The sequence below is a fragment of the Sphingobacterium sp. HSC-15S19 genome (assembly GCF_050433745.1).
Taxonomy (GTDB): Bacteria; Bacteroidota; Bacteroidia; order Sphingobacteriales; family Sphingobacteriaceae; genus Sphingobacterium; species Sphingobacterium siyangense.
In genome coordinates this window covers 14404-28725 of sequence record NZ_JBNPWQ010000006.1, presented here as the reverse complement: position 1 = coordinate 28725, position 14322 = coordinate 14404, and the positions used below count along the sequence as shown (strand labels likewise).

The following is a 14322-nucleotide window of genomic DNA, read 5'->3' as shown; positions in this document are numbered from 1 at the left end:
CAAATATTTTAAAAATAGCTATAACGATATGAATACCATCAAAGACAGCGGCAATATATTGGTTAATAATCAACTGATGAGCAAGCGATGTTTTCCCACACAACCCCATTTGAAAAATATCAGCATATCTCGTGTTGAAAAGGAAGATATTGATGTCGTATTACCTTATGTCATTGAATTTAGAAAACAGTTGTTCCCGATGTTGGATGCACATAAGCTTCCCAAAGATCTACGGGCATTTTCAGCCGTGTATCTTGAGGCTGAGGCTGGTGCGTTCTTGCAGGCAAAAGATCAGCAGGGTAAACTGATTGGCGTCGTTGGTATGCTGGCTTATGATTACCGTTTCCCGCACTTGGATATTGATAGAAGGAAAACGGTGGAAGTTGCTCGACTTTTTGTTGACCCGAGTTACCGTAGGTCAGGTTTGGGAACGGCCTTATTCAAGGGTTTGGTCGCTGTAGCTAAGGAGAAAAGTATTGAAAGGCTTTATTTACATACCCACCCATTCCTGACTGGAGCCTATGAGTTTTGGGGAAAACAGGGATTTCAATTGAAAGACTTTTGTAATGAATCGAATTTTCCAACGATACACATGGAATTATTCGTTGATCGTATTGCTTAACCCTAAAAGTGGATAAGCCAAAAAATATATAATTTATTCGAATGAACAACGTAATGAAAGCGCTAGCTTTCGCTTTATTGACAAGTGCTTCCGTACCGGGAGCGGTGTATGCACAACAAGGTGTGGCACTATTTGGTAAGATCCAGGATGAAAACGGTAATCCAATCTCAGGGGTCACATTAACCCTGGCAGATCGACAACAACAGACAAGTTCTAATGCTCAGGGCGAATTTAGTTTTACCGGAATAACTTCTTTTCCTGTACAGCTACGTGCAGCTGCAATTGGGTATAAGCCTGTATTGCTGGATTTGAACGCGGCCAACTGGAATGCAAAAAAAGGAGTTCGATTGCTTATGGTAGCCGGTGATAATACATTGGATGAAGTATTGGTTACGGGTAGACGTAACAATTCATATCTGACAAATAATATGGAGCTGGGGGGTAAATTTGCAGGAAAATTAAAGGATCTACCGCAATCTGTCGCTGTACTCAGTAAGGAATTTATCGAAGATAAACAGGCCTTTACTACTGGAGCGCTGGTACAGGACCTGGCTGGTGTGACAGAAGCATCTTCCTATGATGATGTTGTTATCCGTGGTTTCAAAAGCGGTTACGAAACGGGTGTTCGACTTGTCAATGGTTTACGCTCGGGGTATGGTTATGGTAACAGTTATTATAATTCACCACTAACGATCAATCTTGAAAATATCGAGGTTTTGAAAGGGCCTGGGGCATCTTTGTTTGGGGATATTGTGCCGGGTGGTACAATTAATATGACGACAAAGAAGCCTTTGGAAGATTTTAAGGGGCATGTGAATTTTGCCGGCGGTAGTTTTGAAACGATGCGAACTACTGTAGATCTCGGTGGACCATTGGATAGTGCCAAGCGTATTTTATATCGTTTTAACGCGGGTTATGAAGATACGAAGACTTTTCGTGACGTAAATCGTCAGAAACGAATGATGATTGCTCCTTCCTTTACCTTCAAACCAGCTGAAGGCACGGTGGTTGATATTGACATGGTCTATAATCAGTTCAACGGTTATCTTGATCGGGGAATGGGTATTAAGGAAAATAACTTTTATGCTTTGCCCAGGTCATTTACGTTGAGCCAGCCTTCCGATTTTTATAATTCCAAGACTTTTTCATTAAGCGCTCGTTTGTCTCAGCGTCTGGCAGAACATGTTAGTTTGAATCTGAGTTACATGAAATCCATCTATCAGGAGGATGTCAATGAACACCGGACAATGAATACATTTGCTGATGCACCACATAATACCATTATGAATATGCGCTTTTTTGATCGCCATGGGCGTGATTATACCGATAATGTTGTCGGTTACGTCAAGTGGGATCTTTTGGGCGATAGAGTTGATCATCATTTGGTTGCTGGGATTGATTTTGCCCAATATCGGGGCGACAAAGAAAACCAATTGCGGGAGGCTAGGCAGCAAACTATAGATGGTAAAGTTGTTCCTTTGACTTTTGATTTGAACAATCCCACTTATACGACTCATGATCTGACGAATTATGTATGGCGTACGGGAGTCGCTTATCCTTTTTTGAGCCCTTATAAAACAACGGGTAAATATATTCAGGATCAAATCAGCATTGACGACCGACTTAAACTTATTGTAGGTCTACGTCATGAACACTATTCTTCTGAGACACTTGATGGACAAAATCGGTTTCATGCGACACAAAATGCCTTATTACCTCGTTTTGGTGTAACCTATGGAATTAATAAGCAGATTAACTATTTTGCAAGTTATTCACAGGGGTTTGTGCCTGTAGGCGCCAATTTTATTCAAAACTATAAAGATTATGGTGCCGATAAACCCTTTGATGCCGAGCGGAGTTTCCAGGTGGAAACAGGGGTGAAGACGGGTTTCTTTAAGGAACAATTGCAGGTTGATCTATCCTTATTCCGAATTGAACGACGGAATATGCTCATTGCCACAGGGGCTATCAATGATTCAGGGCTGCCGGAATATAGACAATCCGGCAAAGCGCTATCGCAGGGTGTTGAACTCGATGTGCGTGGGCAGTTGACACGGGAGTTCCAGGTTATGGCCAATTATACCTATAATGATACGGAGGTGAAATCATCCTCGGTTCCTTCTGAAATAGGACAGTCCCTGCCGGGAGCACCCAAAAATATGGCGAGTGCCTGGTTAAAATATGTGTTTTCAAATAGTACCTTAAAAGGCTTAGGTTTTGGTGCTGGTGTTTACTATGTAGACCGTAAGCGGATGGACAATAGTATCGGAAAGGATAGCGATGGAAATGCACTCTGGGGACAATGGCCATCTTATACAACTGTTAATGCAGCGGCCTATTACCACATTGGTGCTATGAAAATGGCCGTAAACCTGAACAATGTATTCGATAAATATTACTTTTTAGGTGGTTTTGACTACACGAGAGCCTTTGCTGGTGCACCGAGAAATATCATGGTATCAGTTGGTTACTCTTTTTAAATTCGAAAGATTGATCTAAAATCTCCAAAGCGGGCTTTTTCAACAAATTTGGACTATTTAATTCAAGATTTGTGCTAGTCAAGTAGCCCGCTTTGGTTGTAAATTTGAACAACAAATAATAGAATTGTGAACACAAGAATGAGGTATAGTTTAGTCTTTTTAGTTTTCCTTTTGAGCACCCTGCTCATGAAAGGAATAGCTATACCGACGCATTCTACTGTCCAAAGTTTACCCGTCTTCCGGATAAGCCTGGCGGCTTTCCATACTCATGTAGAACAAGGTTCAGGAAATTCCGAGCGGGAAAATTTGGTCGCTGCGGTTAAAGATCATGATGTCTATGATATCACCGAACAGATGGACCTCAAAGATGAATGGAGCAAGCTGCTCTATTGGGGAGTGCTTTCAATTTGTCTTTTTGTATTCTGCTATCCTGTACGTCTCAAAATTCAGAATAACAGAAGGCCTTATATGGATCGATTGATCCTTCCGCCAAAATATATTCTTTTCCAAAGTTTAAAGATCCCGTTTCTGGGGTAAAAATTTCCATTTCTTACAACGGTTGAGAAAAGACAGACCTTACGCTGCGTAGGGGTGTAATCTGTCCTATTCATCACGATTTTGAACGATTTTTTTAAGTCGTATGGCCTTGTCGTGACCTGTACTCACCGTGACTTGTTTTAATTCGAATAACAACAATTTAAATAATATTTATATGCATTTATTACCTAGAGAGACAGAGAAGCTATTGCTTCATCTTGCCGGCGAACTAGCGAAAAAACGTAAAGCTAGAGGACTTAAATTAAACTATCCGGAGTCTATTGCATTGATCAGTAGTGAACTTTTGGAAGCTGCTCGTGACGGACGTACTGTTGCGGATTTAATGCAGTATGGTGCAACGTTGTTGACACGTGAAGATGTCATGGAAGGTGTCCCTGAAATGATTCATGATGTACAGATTGAAGCTACATTTCCAGATGGTACAAAACTGGTTACTGTTCATAACCCGATTCGCTAATTGTTAAAAATATAATCTATGATCCCAGGAGAATTTTTTATTGCAGATGGCTATGTTATCTGCAATGAAGGTAGAGAAATTACAACGATCACTGTGACAAATACAGGTGATAGACCAATTCAGGTAGGTTCACATTTTCATTTCTTTGAGGTGAACAAAATGATGGAGTTTGATCGTGAAAAAGCATTTGGCAAACGGTTGAATATTATCGCCAGTACAGCAATTCGTTTTGAACCAGGTGAATCAAAAGACGTCGAATTGGTCCCTTATGCAGGTGCAAGAAGGATCTATGGCCACAATGATTTGGCAAATGGAGATACCGAAACCGAAGTTGCGAAAGCAAATGCAATGAAAAAAGTAAAAGAACAAGGCTTTAAAAACAAAGTATCATGAGTTTAAAAGTTAGCAAATTAAATTATAGCGCCATCTTTGGCCCTACAAGTGGAGATAAAATCCGTTTAGGAGATACAGATATCATTATTGAAGTCGAAAAAGACTATGCTTACTACGGCGATGAAGCCAAATTTGGCGGTGGTAAGACTGTCCGTGACGGGATGTGCCAATCTTCAGTTCATACACGTGATGAAGGTACATTGGATATGGTGATCACTGATGCTATCGTCATTGACCACTGGGGTATCGTGAAAGGTGATATTGGTATTAAGGATGGTAAAATTGTTGGTGTTGGTCGTGCTGGAAATCCGGATACAATGGACAATATTACACCAAATATGATTATCGGTGCTTCTACTGAGGTACATGGTGGATCGGGATATATCTTAACTCCAGGTGGTATTGATACCCATATTCACTATATCAGCCCAACACAAGTTGAAACGGCCTTGTATAGTGGTGTTACAACAATGATTGGTGGTGGTACAGGTCCAGCGGATGGAACAAATGCAACTACAGTAACACCGGGTAAATGGAATTTACGCCGCATGTTGCAAGCTGTTGAAGACCTTCCAATGAACTTCGGTTTCTTTGGTAAAGGAAACGTAGGTACGGAACAACCTATTGTGGAGCAAATTGAAGCAGGCGCGCTAGGCGTTAAAATCCACGAAGATTGGGGTGCTACACCAGCAACAATCGACAGAGCTTTGACTGTTGCAGATCAATACGATGTGCAAGTTGCAATCCATACAGATACCTTGAATGAAGCGGGTTTCTTAGAAGATACGATCCAAGCTATCAATGGACGTGTCATCCATACATTCCATACAGAGGGTGCTGGTGGTGGTCACGCGCCAGATATCATCAAATCGGCGATGTATCCAAATGTTTTGCCAGCATCGACAAATCCAACACGTCCATTCACAAAAAATACGATTGACGAGCACTTGGATATGCTGATGGTTTGTCACCACTTGAGTAAAGAAATTCCGGAAGACGTCGCTTTTGCTGACTCTCGTATCCGTCCAGAAACGATTGCTGCTGAGGATGTACTGCAAGATCGTGGTGTATTCAGTATCATGAGCTCGGATTCGCAGGCAATGGGACGTGTAGGTGAAGTCATCACACGGACTTGGCAGACTGCAGACAAGATGAAGAAACAAGTAGGTCCATTACCTGAAGACGAAGGCAAGGACAACGATAATTTCCGTGCACGCCGTTATGTAGCGAAATACACGATCAATCCAGCAATTGCTCATGGTATTTCCAAATATGTTGGTTCAATCGAGCCCGGTAAAATTGCCGATATGGTGATCTGGCGTCCTGCTTTATTTGGCGCAAAACCAGAAATGATTATTAAGGGCGGGATGATTATCGCTTCAAAAATGGGTGATGCGAATGCTTCTATTCCTACGCCACAGCCAATTATTTTAAGAACAATGTTCGGTGGTTTAGGTAAAGCTGTTCACCAAACTTGTTTTGACTTTGTCTCTAAAATTTCATTGGAAAAAGGAATTAAAGAAGAGTATAAATTGGAAAGAACCTTACTTGCTGTAGAAAATTGTCGGAATATCTCCAAAAAAGATATGATCCACAATGACGCTACACCTGAAATTATCGTCAATCCAGAGAATTATGAGGTAAGTCTTGACGGTGAGATCTTGCGATCAAAACCGGTTGATACAGTTTCGTTGGGACAACGATACTTCTTGTTTTAACCCTATACTACTTTTTTATGGCGTGATCCGATATCACGCCATAAACTATGAAAAACAATATGTTGATGAAATCATCATGGGCTTATCAAAAGCGCATAAAGAGAGGGAATAACGACTGCTCATGATGCTTCATTACTGCTAAAATACGATTTACGCTAATGAAAAATTTGAAGACATTTTTAGGCTGTTGTATAGCAATAGCATGCTTTACGATACAATCGGCCTATGCGCAAAAGGGGGGTATCATGGTTTATGGGTCACTGAATTACCACGAAACAACAGCGGGGCATCAATTTAGTGCCGCTCCGGTGGGTGCTGCCTATTTTTTCACCGACAACATGAATGCGGGGCTAAACTATGGATTCAATTCTGCTAAGGATAAAGCACTGGATTTTACAGATCATTCGCATGAAATAGGACCTTTCTATAGTAATACTTGGCCTCTGAGTGAGCATTTCATGTTAATTGGCCAGGTTGATGTGCATTATTTGTGGGGCGATCAACATGTCGCTACCGGAGGTACAATGGTCGATGGTAAATACAATGGCTATCTATTCAGAGTGTACCCGCTTGTGGGTATCGCCTTGGGAAAAGGTTGGGCATTAAAAGCTAAAGTGGCAGAATTGTCTTATAAAAAGAGAAATAGTAAAGATGCTGCTATTCCCAATGATCACGAAGTCATTACGGGAATCAATGGATCTACAGTAGGTTTAGGCTTATCTAAAAATCTATTTATTAAAAATTAAAAAATGATAATCACGGAAATCACAAGGAATATTCAGGGGGAGCAGATCAATAAGCGTCTTGATTCGCTCGCTATTGAATGGTATGAGTCGACCAAACGTATTCAACGTTTACGTACAGCGGAGGGAATGGATATCGCCGTCAAATTGTTGGGTAATACCTCCAGTTTGCAGGATGGCGATATCTTGTACGAAGATGAAGAGAAAATGGTTGTGGTAACGATCAAACCTTGTGAAGTCATCCGTGTCATAGCAATTGATTTCCTTCGAACCGCTTTTGTAAGCAGTGAAATTGGAAACAAACATTTGCCTCTATTTGTGGAGGCAAATGAATTGCTTATGCCTTATGAAAGGTCCATGTACGAGTGGTTAGCGAAACAGGGGTTTGACCCGCAACGTTGCGAGCGCCAACTTTTACGTCAGCTCAACGCAAATGTCGACCCAAAACATCATCAGAAGATGAAGTTTTCGACGAAGAATATACCGCTCTTAATCAGCGATAAAGCCTTCATGAATTCGCAAGGGCCAGCAGCTATGAAATGAGATTGAAGATCCTTTCTGTCCAATAACCGAGCGTAGCGAGCGCATTGATGCCTTAATGGAGAAAATAGGGATCAAAGGAAAAACTTGGTCAGCTTGAATGCCCAATGATAGCGAAGATTACGCAAGGGGCTGATTGGTCCTTGAAGATATATACTTACAATAAAAAATAATGTCAATGAAAAATACATTTCTAGGCAAGTTACTTCATCTAGCAGATCCTACATTGCCAATTGGTGGGTTTACCCATTCCAATGGACTGGAGACCTATGTGCAACAAGGCTTGGTCTGTGATAAGGCTACGGCGGACAATTATGTGCGTCATAACCTCTGGTATAATCTGAAGTACAATGATGCTGCTTTGATGAAATTGGCCTATGAAGCAACTTCTTCGCAGGACATGGATGCATTGATCGCCCTAGATCAAGAATGTACAGCATTAAAAAGTCCAAGAGAAATTCGCGATGCCAGTAAAAAACTGGGCGTCCGTATTTATAAAATATTCAGTCGGTATCAACAGCAGGATTTTATGTTGTCCTGGGGTGAATTAATCCAAAAGAAGGAAGTAGATAGTCATTACTGTTTGATGTATGGCATGTTGGCGTCACTTTTAGCAATTCCTTTGGAAGAAGCGTTGCACGGCTTTTATTATAATGCCGCTATTACAATGGTGACCAATGCTGTTAAACTGGTGCCATTAGGGCAGTTGGATGGCCAAGATATACTTTTTGGTTTACATGATGATATACTTGATCTCTGCAAAGAGACCTTAACAGTTGAACGGAATTTAGTGGGCTTATGCAACATTGGATTTGACATCCGTTGCATGCAACACGAACGATTATATTCTAGAGTTTATATTTCTTAAAAAACAATTACAATGGAAAATAGAAAATATGTTAAAATAGGAGTTGGTGGACCAGTAGGGTCTGGTAAAACAGCATTATTGGAAAGATTGAGCAGACGTTTGATGAATGAAATTGATCTTGCAGTAATTACAAATGATATCTATACGAAGGAAGATGCGGAGTACATGGCCAAAAATAGTTTGCTGCCCCGTGAACGAATTATCGGTGTAGAAACCGGTGGTTGCCCGCATACGGCCATACGGGAGGATGCGAGTATGAATCTAGAAGCTGTAGATGAACTAGCAAGCCGCTTCCCGGATTTAGAGTTGATTTTGATTGAAAGTGGTGGTGATAACCTAACTTCTACCTATAGCCCGGATCTGGCCGATATTACCATTTTCGTAATTGATGTTGCCGAAGGTGAAAAAATGCCTCGTAAAGGTGGTCCAGCAATTACAAGATCTGATCTTTTATTGATCAATAAGAAAGATTTGGCACCCTATGTAGGCGCAAGCTTAGAAGTAATGGAGCATGATGCACGTAAAATGCGTAAAGGTTCTCCATTCTTATTTTCAAATCTAAAAACCGGAGATGGTTTGGAAGAGATTGTAGGCTGGATTAAAAAATACGCACTCCTTCAAGATGTTGAGGAACCTAATTTACTACGTTAGTTATGATCTGTTCTTTAGATATTAAAATAGCACATCGCGAAGGAAAATCCTTTTTAAAAGATGCATATGCGACACAACCGTTTCGTATCGTTCCAGTTGGACAATATCAAAAAGACAATGCAGCGTATCTGATGATTATGAGTTCATCGCCTGGTTTGTTGGATGGAGATGACCATCGTATTCAAGTTGATATTGCTCCGGGCGCTAAGCTGCAGTTACAAACGCAAGCTTACCAGCGTTTGTTTCATATGAAAGGCCATTCGTCCCAAACTATGGAAGTGAATATCGGTGAAAATGCTGTTTTTTCTTATGTGCCCCATCCTGTAGTACCACAACATTCGTCTCATTTTTTGAGCCATAACATTGTACATCTTGCTTCTAATTGTCACTTATTGCTTAGTGAAATCGTGACTTGTGGTCGGAAAATGTCCGGAGAAGAGTTTATGTACAATCACTTTCAAAATCTGACAGAATGTTATGTCAATGGTAGGCTTGTAGTGAAAGATAATGTATTGCTGCAGCCAGATCGTATGCCTATACAAGGCTTGGGTATTTTGGAAGGCTATACGCATCAGGGAACTTTGATCTACCTTAATAGTGCCGGCTTGAATCCAAGTGACTGGATCGAGACTTTCCATGAACAATATGGGGAAACCAAAGACGTTGCGTTTGGTATTAGTGAATTGCAGCACGACGGTTTTATGGTTCGCGTTTTAGGTTACGGTGCCGAACAGCTTTATCTTCTTTTTAAAGAAATGCAAAGCGCATTATGGGACAACATATTTTTGAATAACAACTAATTATATTCCAATGAAAAATAACATCCTAGCTTTTGTAAAAGCTTTTTTTAAAGGATTTGGGCAAATTATGTTACAGGGTAACATTTGGACGGGTATTTTATTTATAGACGCCATTATTTATGATTCGGCACTAATGGGCTTTGCGGGAATCCTCGCCAATATCGTCGGGGTATTGACTGCCAAGTTGATGAAATTTGATGAGGGTCATATCAATGATGGACTCTTCGGATTTAATGCTACGCTTTATGGTATTGCTTTGGTTTTCTATTTTCAGACAAACGTCTGGGTATGGGGAGCTTTAATCGTCGGATCTGCGTTGACCACCATCTTGATGGGTTTTGCATTAAAGAAGAATCTGCCGGTATTTACATTTCCTTTTATCTTAATTACCTGGATCGCATTGTATGTGTTGAGTATTCCAGAATTGGCTTTAAGGACGGTACCCGAGCATTTTGTTGATATTCAAGAAATGGATGATTTCTTAATTGAAGGCCATGCCTTTGGTCAGGTTATTTTTCAGGGTAGTTTAATTGCTGGATTGATCTTTTTCATTGGGGTTTTCCTGAGCAATCCCATGGGAGCACTTTACGGTTTCGCTGCTGTTATCATCAGTGTTTATATTTCGCACCATGGCCATGAATCTGCAGATATGACCAATAATGGCATTTTTAGCTTCAATGCGGTTTTGGTTGGAATCGCTCTGAGCGGCCCACGTGTTCGTGATGGCGTATATGTACTGATCGGAACAATTATCGCCACATATTTTGATCACTTTTTGATTCATAACGGCTGGACAACATTGACTTTCCCATTTGTTTTTGCGATGTGGGCGATGCAACCGGTCAAACTTATCGATAAATGGTTGGTGAATAAATTTTCATCAGCAGAAGGGACTTCCTAGTCCTTTTTGTGAACTAAAATTTTATGTATGTTTAAATTTCGTTTAATAAAACTATTCCCAATAATGCTCTTATTGGGAATTCATGTAAATACTGCCTACGGGCAAGTCAGTCCACCGGGGTTAGGAAAAGCAAGGACCGCATCTTGGTCTGTTCTGGGCCTACGCCGGAAACTGGATAGTGCGGGAACCAAAGAGGCACTAACCTACATCGGTCTGGGAACCAAAAGTACGCCCGACGATTCAAATCCATTTCATAAGCAGGCCATTTGGGTGCTAAATCATGAAGTCTATCATAAGTTTGCCAAGAATCAACAATATAGCTATGCATTGAGCTATCGTCGCCAAAACGTTTATGATGAGGCAGCACCCTACCATAATGAAGGTGTCGAGCAAGAATTTAGGTTATATGGGCGATATGCGTATACATTTACCCTGAATGATCGTTTGAAATGGAAAAATACCTTAAGGCAAGAGTTTCGAAAGTTCTTTACAGCTGATTTTCAGAAAACAGAAGAGAATTTTCAATTTAGGACCCGCTTGAAGTCGCAGCTAAATTTTAAAATTTCGGCTAAAAATAAGCAAGAATTGGCTTTGAGCGCAGAAGGGCTTTTTGCAATCAGTAAGCTTTACGAACCTGCTAGTACATGGTCTAGCTTTGCTTATAAAGAGACCCGTCTGGGTTTCTATTACATGACAGATATTCCAAAAACACCTTTGCGATTGGATCTGGGGTATATGAACGACTTAATTAAAGGCTATGACAAAGTAGATTTTGGCGTTCATTATTTGGCCGTAGATTTAATTTGGAATTTACCTTACAGTAAAAAACATTAGCCCGCCATAAACTTATGTTTTCGATAGTCACTGGGTGAATACCCAGTGATTTTTTTAAATAGCCGAGTAAAATACGAGGGCGATTGAAATTTCAATTCAAAGGCTATACCGGCAATATCTCTCGTAGCATCCTGCAGCAGAATCTGGCTATGTAAGATACTTATTTCGCTAATCCATTGTTTCGGTGGTTTATTCGTCGCTTCTTTAACACATTTATTGAGGTAGTTTTCTGAAATATGTAATAAATTGGCATAGAATAATACGTTTTTATGATCGATATGGAATTTTTGTACATATTCGCGAAAACGGAAAGCAATATCTAGCTGTCGGCTCATTGGAGCCTTTGTTTCAATATCCGATTTTATCACCTTTAATAAGATACACTGCATCATTGAAATGCAGACTTCCATCACACGGCCCTCAGTAAAAAGTTCTTCTTCCAATAATACCAACATTTGTTGGAGCCAATGTGCTACATGGGCTTTTAGTGTGGTAAAAGGATGGGAATTGAAAAATTTGATATCGTTTATACCAAGTTCAATATCAGTCACAATTTCATTTTCATAGACTACAAAAAAACCTTCTACATCATCAGAGATTGCCAGTGTGGCCGTGATATTGCCTTGTTTGATGTTAATGACTTGATTTTCAGTTAATGTGTAAGATGCGCTTTCGAGATGTTGGGTCAGGGATCCCTTCGTTACAAAAATGAGAAAATTAAACGTTGTACGATAGGGGATGACAGGCATCAGGATACTGCGTAGGTAATTCTCAATTCGATAGACTTGAATTTTATTTTCATTGAATAAATTGTGCTCAGAAACATCAGGTAGAAATAACTTTTTGTACTCGTAATTGTTGATGATCTTAATCGAATTTTTCATAGTCTTAAAACAACGTACTTACTAATGAAATCAACTAAAAAAGAATAGTTGTGTGTATGACAAATATACTTAAAAGTTTGCGAAAAACAGGTTAAAATCCAATGCTTTCATTTAAGTAATTACTGTGTTAATGGAGTGTAAAAGCCTATTTACTACATATTCTCCTGATTTCCTTTTAGAAACTCGGAGGTGAAATGTTGTTGCTGTTTTTCGTGGCTGAATTTCTCCTTATTATAGGAAGCTGAATGACCTTTGGGTATCGATAAGGTGGACCATTTATCATCCAAACATATTTTTCCGATATAGAGAATCTGCCCGATGTGGTAAGGATAATGTGCGAGTTGCCGCAAGATCGCTTCCATGACGGTATGTCCTTGATTACGGATATAGATGATTTTAACGAGATCTTCTTCTCCGAGCGATTCTATTGCTTGAAATAGACAAGCCCATCCAGCATTCCAATAAGTAATAAGCTCGTCGCGATCTGTCCAGCTGTTCTCAAATTCCTGATCCCGGTTCCTATTTTCTTTTTCACCATCTGTGCTGAGAAAATCCGTCCAACGGGAAAGCATATTTCCACCTAAATGTTTTACAATTAATGCAATGCTATTGCTTGAATCATTTGGATGCCAAAAGAGCTGTTCAGTGCTTAGTTGTGTAAATGTTTTATCACCCAATGATTTATAATATTGAAATTGCTTTATACAAGTCGCTAAGAAATTATCCATTACGCCGAAAGTTTATCATTTATATGCATATTAATATACAAAAATGTCGTGAAACCGAAACCTAAAATAGTTTTTTTTGAGCAGAAATCTGGTGGTGTTATCGATCTCACTAATTTCCTGATACTGCTTTTTGAAGTGATTAATGTGCAAATTTATAAGGAGAAGGAGAAGGAGAAGGAGAAGGAGAAGGAGAAGGAGAAGGAGAAGGAGAAGGAGAAGGAGAAGGAGAAGGAGAAGGAGAAGGAGAAGGAGAAGTGTGAGCAAAAAGGTCGATAAAAGCAAAGGTGATACTGGGGTATGTATCACCTTTAAGCTAACTAAACATTAAACATAAACAAACAGTCTTTATTAAAGACCACACTAAAAATTATAGTACTACTCTGCCGCTAGTTGATTTGTCAACTTGGACATTTTTTGGTTGATTTTTTAACGCAATTCTGGCAGATGTAGAAACCTTTCCCTGTAAGTTTTCTTTCACGCTGAGCGTTACATTTGCAGACGAATTCGCTTGTATTTGGGCATTTGTTGTTGAGAAACGGCTCATATCAACCGATGCCGATGAGTTGGTGTTCAAATTTAAATTTGAAGCACTTCCCGAAATGTCTTGGCTGGACGAACTACTTGCAGATACCTGCAAATTTTTACTGCTCACATTCGTTGTTAAACTACTCGAAGAACTTGTTGAAAGGCTTATATCATCCGCAATTAATCTTTTAAGGGATATGCTTGCTGAAGAAGATACGTCAACAGAAATTTTATCGGCCTTAATTGTTTCATCGGTATGAATTGAACTGCTAGAAGATGCCGAAAAACGTGTTGGTATCTTGCTTGAGTAAACAGTTACGCGATTGTTTCTCGCATTTCTGACAGAACTGTTTCTTTTATACTGTACATAGAGTGTACCGTTTTTTACAGTCGTTTCGATAAGGGATAAATGCTCCGGAGTATCTGCTTCAACAACAACCTCGTTGCGATTAGAGTGAATATAATCTACACGTAATGAAGTTGCCGATGAAATGCCATCTGGAGCAGTGATCTTGCGTGTTTCGCGTTCTTGTGCCTGAGCTACATATAAAAATGAAATAAAGGCAATGGTTAAGATTCTTTTCATTATTTTTCTATTATTAATTTAAATTTATTGTTAC

General features: G+C 39.8%; 17 protein-coding genes. 14 read left to right on the top strand and 3 right to left on the bottom strand.

What is annotated here, in order from left to right; translation table 11 throughout:
* The first annotated feature begins 28 nt into the window (after window positions 1-28).
* From L1283_RS06270 to L1283_RS06210, 13 genes are all read left to right on the top strand, one after another.
* Window positions 29-622: a GNAT family N-acetyltransferase gene (locus tag L1283_RS06270; RefSeq protein ID WP_232475565.1), complete on the top strand. Its 594-nt coding sequence runs from the start codon at window positions 29-31 to the stop codon at window positions 620-622.
* Between the two features lie 41 nt (window positions 623-663).
* Window positions 664-3102, top strand: a complete 2439-nt coding sequence (locus L1283_RS06265) for a TonB-dependent receptor (RefSeq protein ID WP_198385937.1) — start codon at window positions 664-666, stop codon at window positions 3100-3102.
* Window positions 3103-3288: 186 nt separating this feature from the next.
* Complete coding sequence (locus L1283_RS06260) at window positions 3289-3639, top strand: hypothetical protein (RefSeq protein WP_075993441.1); 351 nt, start codon at window positions 3289-3291, stop codon at window positions 3637-3639.
* A 175-nt stretch (window positions 3640-3814) separates the two neighbouring features.
* Window positions 3815-4117 carry an urease subunit gamma gene (gene ureA, locus L1283_RS06255; RefSeq protein ID WP_075993440.1) on the top strand — a complete coding sequence of 101 codons (303 nt, stop codon included), beginning with the start codon at window positions 3815-3817 and terminating at the stop codon, window positions 4115-4117.
* An 18-nt stretch (window positions 4118-4135) separates the two neighbouring features.
* A complete protein-coding gene (ureB, locus tag L1283_RS06250) occupies window positions 4136-4510 on the top strand; it encodes an urease subunit beta (RefSeq protein WP_088162254.1) in 375 nt (124 codons plus the stop codon).
* The gene (gene ureC, locus L1283_RS06245; protein WP_070567879.1) at window positions 4507-6228 is read left to right on the top strand and encodes an urease subunit alpha; all 1722 of its coding nucleotides are present in this window, start codon (window positions 4507-4509) and stop codon (window positions 6226-6228) included. The genes ureB and ureC overlap by 4 nt, the downstream gene beginning before the upstream one ends.
* 158 nt (window positions 6229-6386) lie before the next feature.
* Window positions 6387-6974 (top strand): hypothetical protein, encoded by a 588-nt coding sequence (locus L1283_RS06240; protein WP_088162253.1) that lies wholly within the window; start codon window positions 6387-6389, stop codon window positions 6972-6974.
* A 3-nt stretch (window positions 6975-6977) separates the two neighbouring features.
* Entirely contained in the window at window positions 6978-7514 is a 537-nt protein-coding gene (locus L1283_RS06235) for an urease accessory protein UreE (protein WP_088162252.1), read from the top strand.
* Between the two features lie 175 nt (window positions 7515-7689).
* Window positions 7690-8379, top strand: a complete 690-nt coding sequence (locus tag L1283_RS06230; protein ID WP_075994884.1) for an urease accessory protein UreF — start codon at window positions 7690-7692, stop codon at window positions 8377-8379.
* Window positions 8380-8391: 12 nt separating this feature from the next.
* A complete protein-coding gene (gene ureG, locus L1283_RS06225; RefSeq protein WP_075993436.1) occupies window positions 8392-9030 on the top strand; it encodes an urease accessory protein UreG in 639 nt (212 codons plus the stop codon).
* A gap of 2 nt (window positions 9031-9032) precedes the next feature.
* Window positions 9033-9830, top strand: a complete 798-nt coding sequence (locus tag L1283_RS06220) for an urease accessory protein UreD (RefSeq protein ID WP_075993435.1) — start codon at window positions 9033-9035, stop codon at window positions 9828-9830.
* Window positions 9831-9840: 10 nt separating this feature from the next.
* Entirely contained in the window at window positions 9841-10731 is an 891-nt protein-coding gene (locus tag L1283_RS06215) for an urea transporter (RefSeq protein WP_286851837.1), read from the top strand.
* Between the two features lie 27 nt (window positions 10732-10758).
* The gene (locus tag L1283_RS06210) at window positions 10759-11565 is read left to right on the top strand and encodes a DUF2490 domain-containing protein (RefSeq protein WP_286851836.1); all 807 of its coding nucleotides are present in this window, start codon (window positions 10759-10761) and stop codon (window positions 11563-11565) included.
* On the opposite strand, the gene L1283_RS06205 is transcribed toward L1283_RS06210, so the two are convergent.
* Together L1283_RS06205 and L1283_RS06200 are read right to left on the bottom strand one after the other, a co-directional pair.
* Complete coding sequence (locus L1283_RS06205; RefSeq protein ID WP_115050534.1) at window positions 11562-12449, bottom strand: helix-turn-helix domain-containing protein; 888 nt, start codon at window positions 12447-12449, stop codon at window positions 11562-11564. The two genes, L1283_RS06210 and L1283_RS06205, sit on opposite strands and share 4 nt — an antisense overlap.
* A gap of 152 nt (window positions 12450-12601) precedes the next feature.
* Window positions 12602-13177: a DUF1572 family protein gene (locus L1283_RS06200; protein WP_075993431.1), complete on the bottom strand. Its 576-nt coding sequence runs from the start codon at window positions 13175-13177 to the stop codon at window positions 12602-12604.
* A gap of 48 nt (window positions 13178-13225) precedes the next feature.
* Between L1283_RS06200 and L1283_RS06195 the strand changes: the two genes are divergently transcribed.
* On the top strand, window positions 13226-13453 hold the full coding sequence (locus tag L1283_RS06195) for a hypothetical protein (protein WP_429625958.1): 228 nt from the start codon (window positions 13226-13228) through the stop codon (window positions 13451-13453).
* A gap of 91 nt (window positions 13454-13544) precedes the next feature.
* Here the strand turns inward: L1283_RS06195 and L1283_RS06190 are convergent, their stop codons facing one another.
* Window positions 13545-14288 carry a GIN domain-containing protein gene (locus L1283_RS06190; RefSeq protein WP_115050538.1) on the bottom strand — a complete coding sequence of 248 codons (744 nt, stop codon included), beginning with the start codon at window positions 14286-14288 and terminating at the stop codon, window positions 13545-13547.
* Window positions 14289-14322 lie beyond the last annotated feature (34 nt).

Bases quoted from the DNA above. Each gene is read 5' to 3' on its own strand.
- L1283_RS06270 (WP_232475565.1), top strand. From the start codon at position 29: ATGAATACCATCAAAGACAGCGGCAATATATTGGTTAATAATCAACTG.
- L1283_RS06265 (WP_198385937.1), top strand. From the start codon at position 664: ATGAACAACGTAATGAAAGCGCTAGCTTTCGCTTTATTGACAAGTGCT.
- L1283_RS06260 (WP_075993441.1), top strand. From the start codon at position 3,289: ATGAAAGGAATAGCTATACCGACGCATTCTACTGTCCAAAGTTTACCC.
- ureA (WP_075993440.1), top strand. From the start codon at position 3,815: ATGCATTTATTACCTAGAGAGACAGAGAAGCTATTGCTTCATCTTGCC.
- ureB (WP_088162254.1), top strand. From the start codon at position 4,136: ATGATCCCAGGAGAATTTTTTATTGCAGATGGCTATGTTATCTGCAAT.
- ureC (WP_070567879.1), top strand. From the start codon at position 4,507: ATGAGTTTAAAAGTTAGCAAATTAAATTATAGCGCCATCTTTGGCCCT.
- L1283_RS06240 (WP_088162253.1), top strand. From the start codon at position 6,387: ATGAAAAATTTGAAGACATTTTTAGGCTGTTGTATAGCAATAGCATGC.
- L1283_RS06235 (WP_088162252.1), top strand. From the start codon at position 6,978: ATGATAATCACGGAAATCACAAGGAATATTCAGGGGGAGCAGATCAAT.
- L1283_RS06230 (WP_075994884.1), top strand. From the start codon at position 7,690: ATGAAAAATACATTTCTAGGCAAGTTACTTCATCTAGCAGATCCTACA.
- ureG (WP_075993436.1), top strand. From the start codon at position 8,392: ATGGAAAATAGAAAATATGTTAAAATAGGAGTTGGTGGACCAGTAGGG.
- L1283_RS06220 (WP_075993435.1), top strand. From the start codon at position 9,033: ATGATCTGTTCTTTAGATATTAAAATAGCACATCGCGAAGGAAAATCC.
- L1283_RS06215 (WP_286851837.1), top strand. From the start codon at position 9,841: ATGAAAAATAACATCCTAGCTTTTGTAAAAGCTTTTTTTAAAGGATTT.
- L1283_RS06210 (WP_286851836.1), top strand. From the start codon at position 10,759: ATGTTTAAATTTCGTTTAATAAAACTATTCCCAATAATGCTCTTATTG.
- L1283_RS06205 (WP_115050534.1), bottom strand. From the start codon at position 12,449: ATGAAAAATTCGATTAAGATCATCAACAATTACGAGTACAAAAAGTTA.
- L1283_RS06200 (WP_075993431.1), bottom strand. From the start codon at position 13,177: ATGGATAATTTCTTAGCGACTTGTATAAAGCAATTTCAATATTATAAA.
- L1283_RS06190 (WP_115050538.1), bottom strand. From the start codon at position 14,288: ATGAAAAGAATCTTAACCATTGCCTTTATTTCATTTTTATATGTAGCT.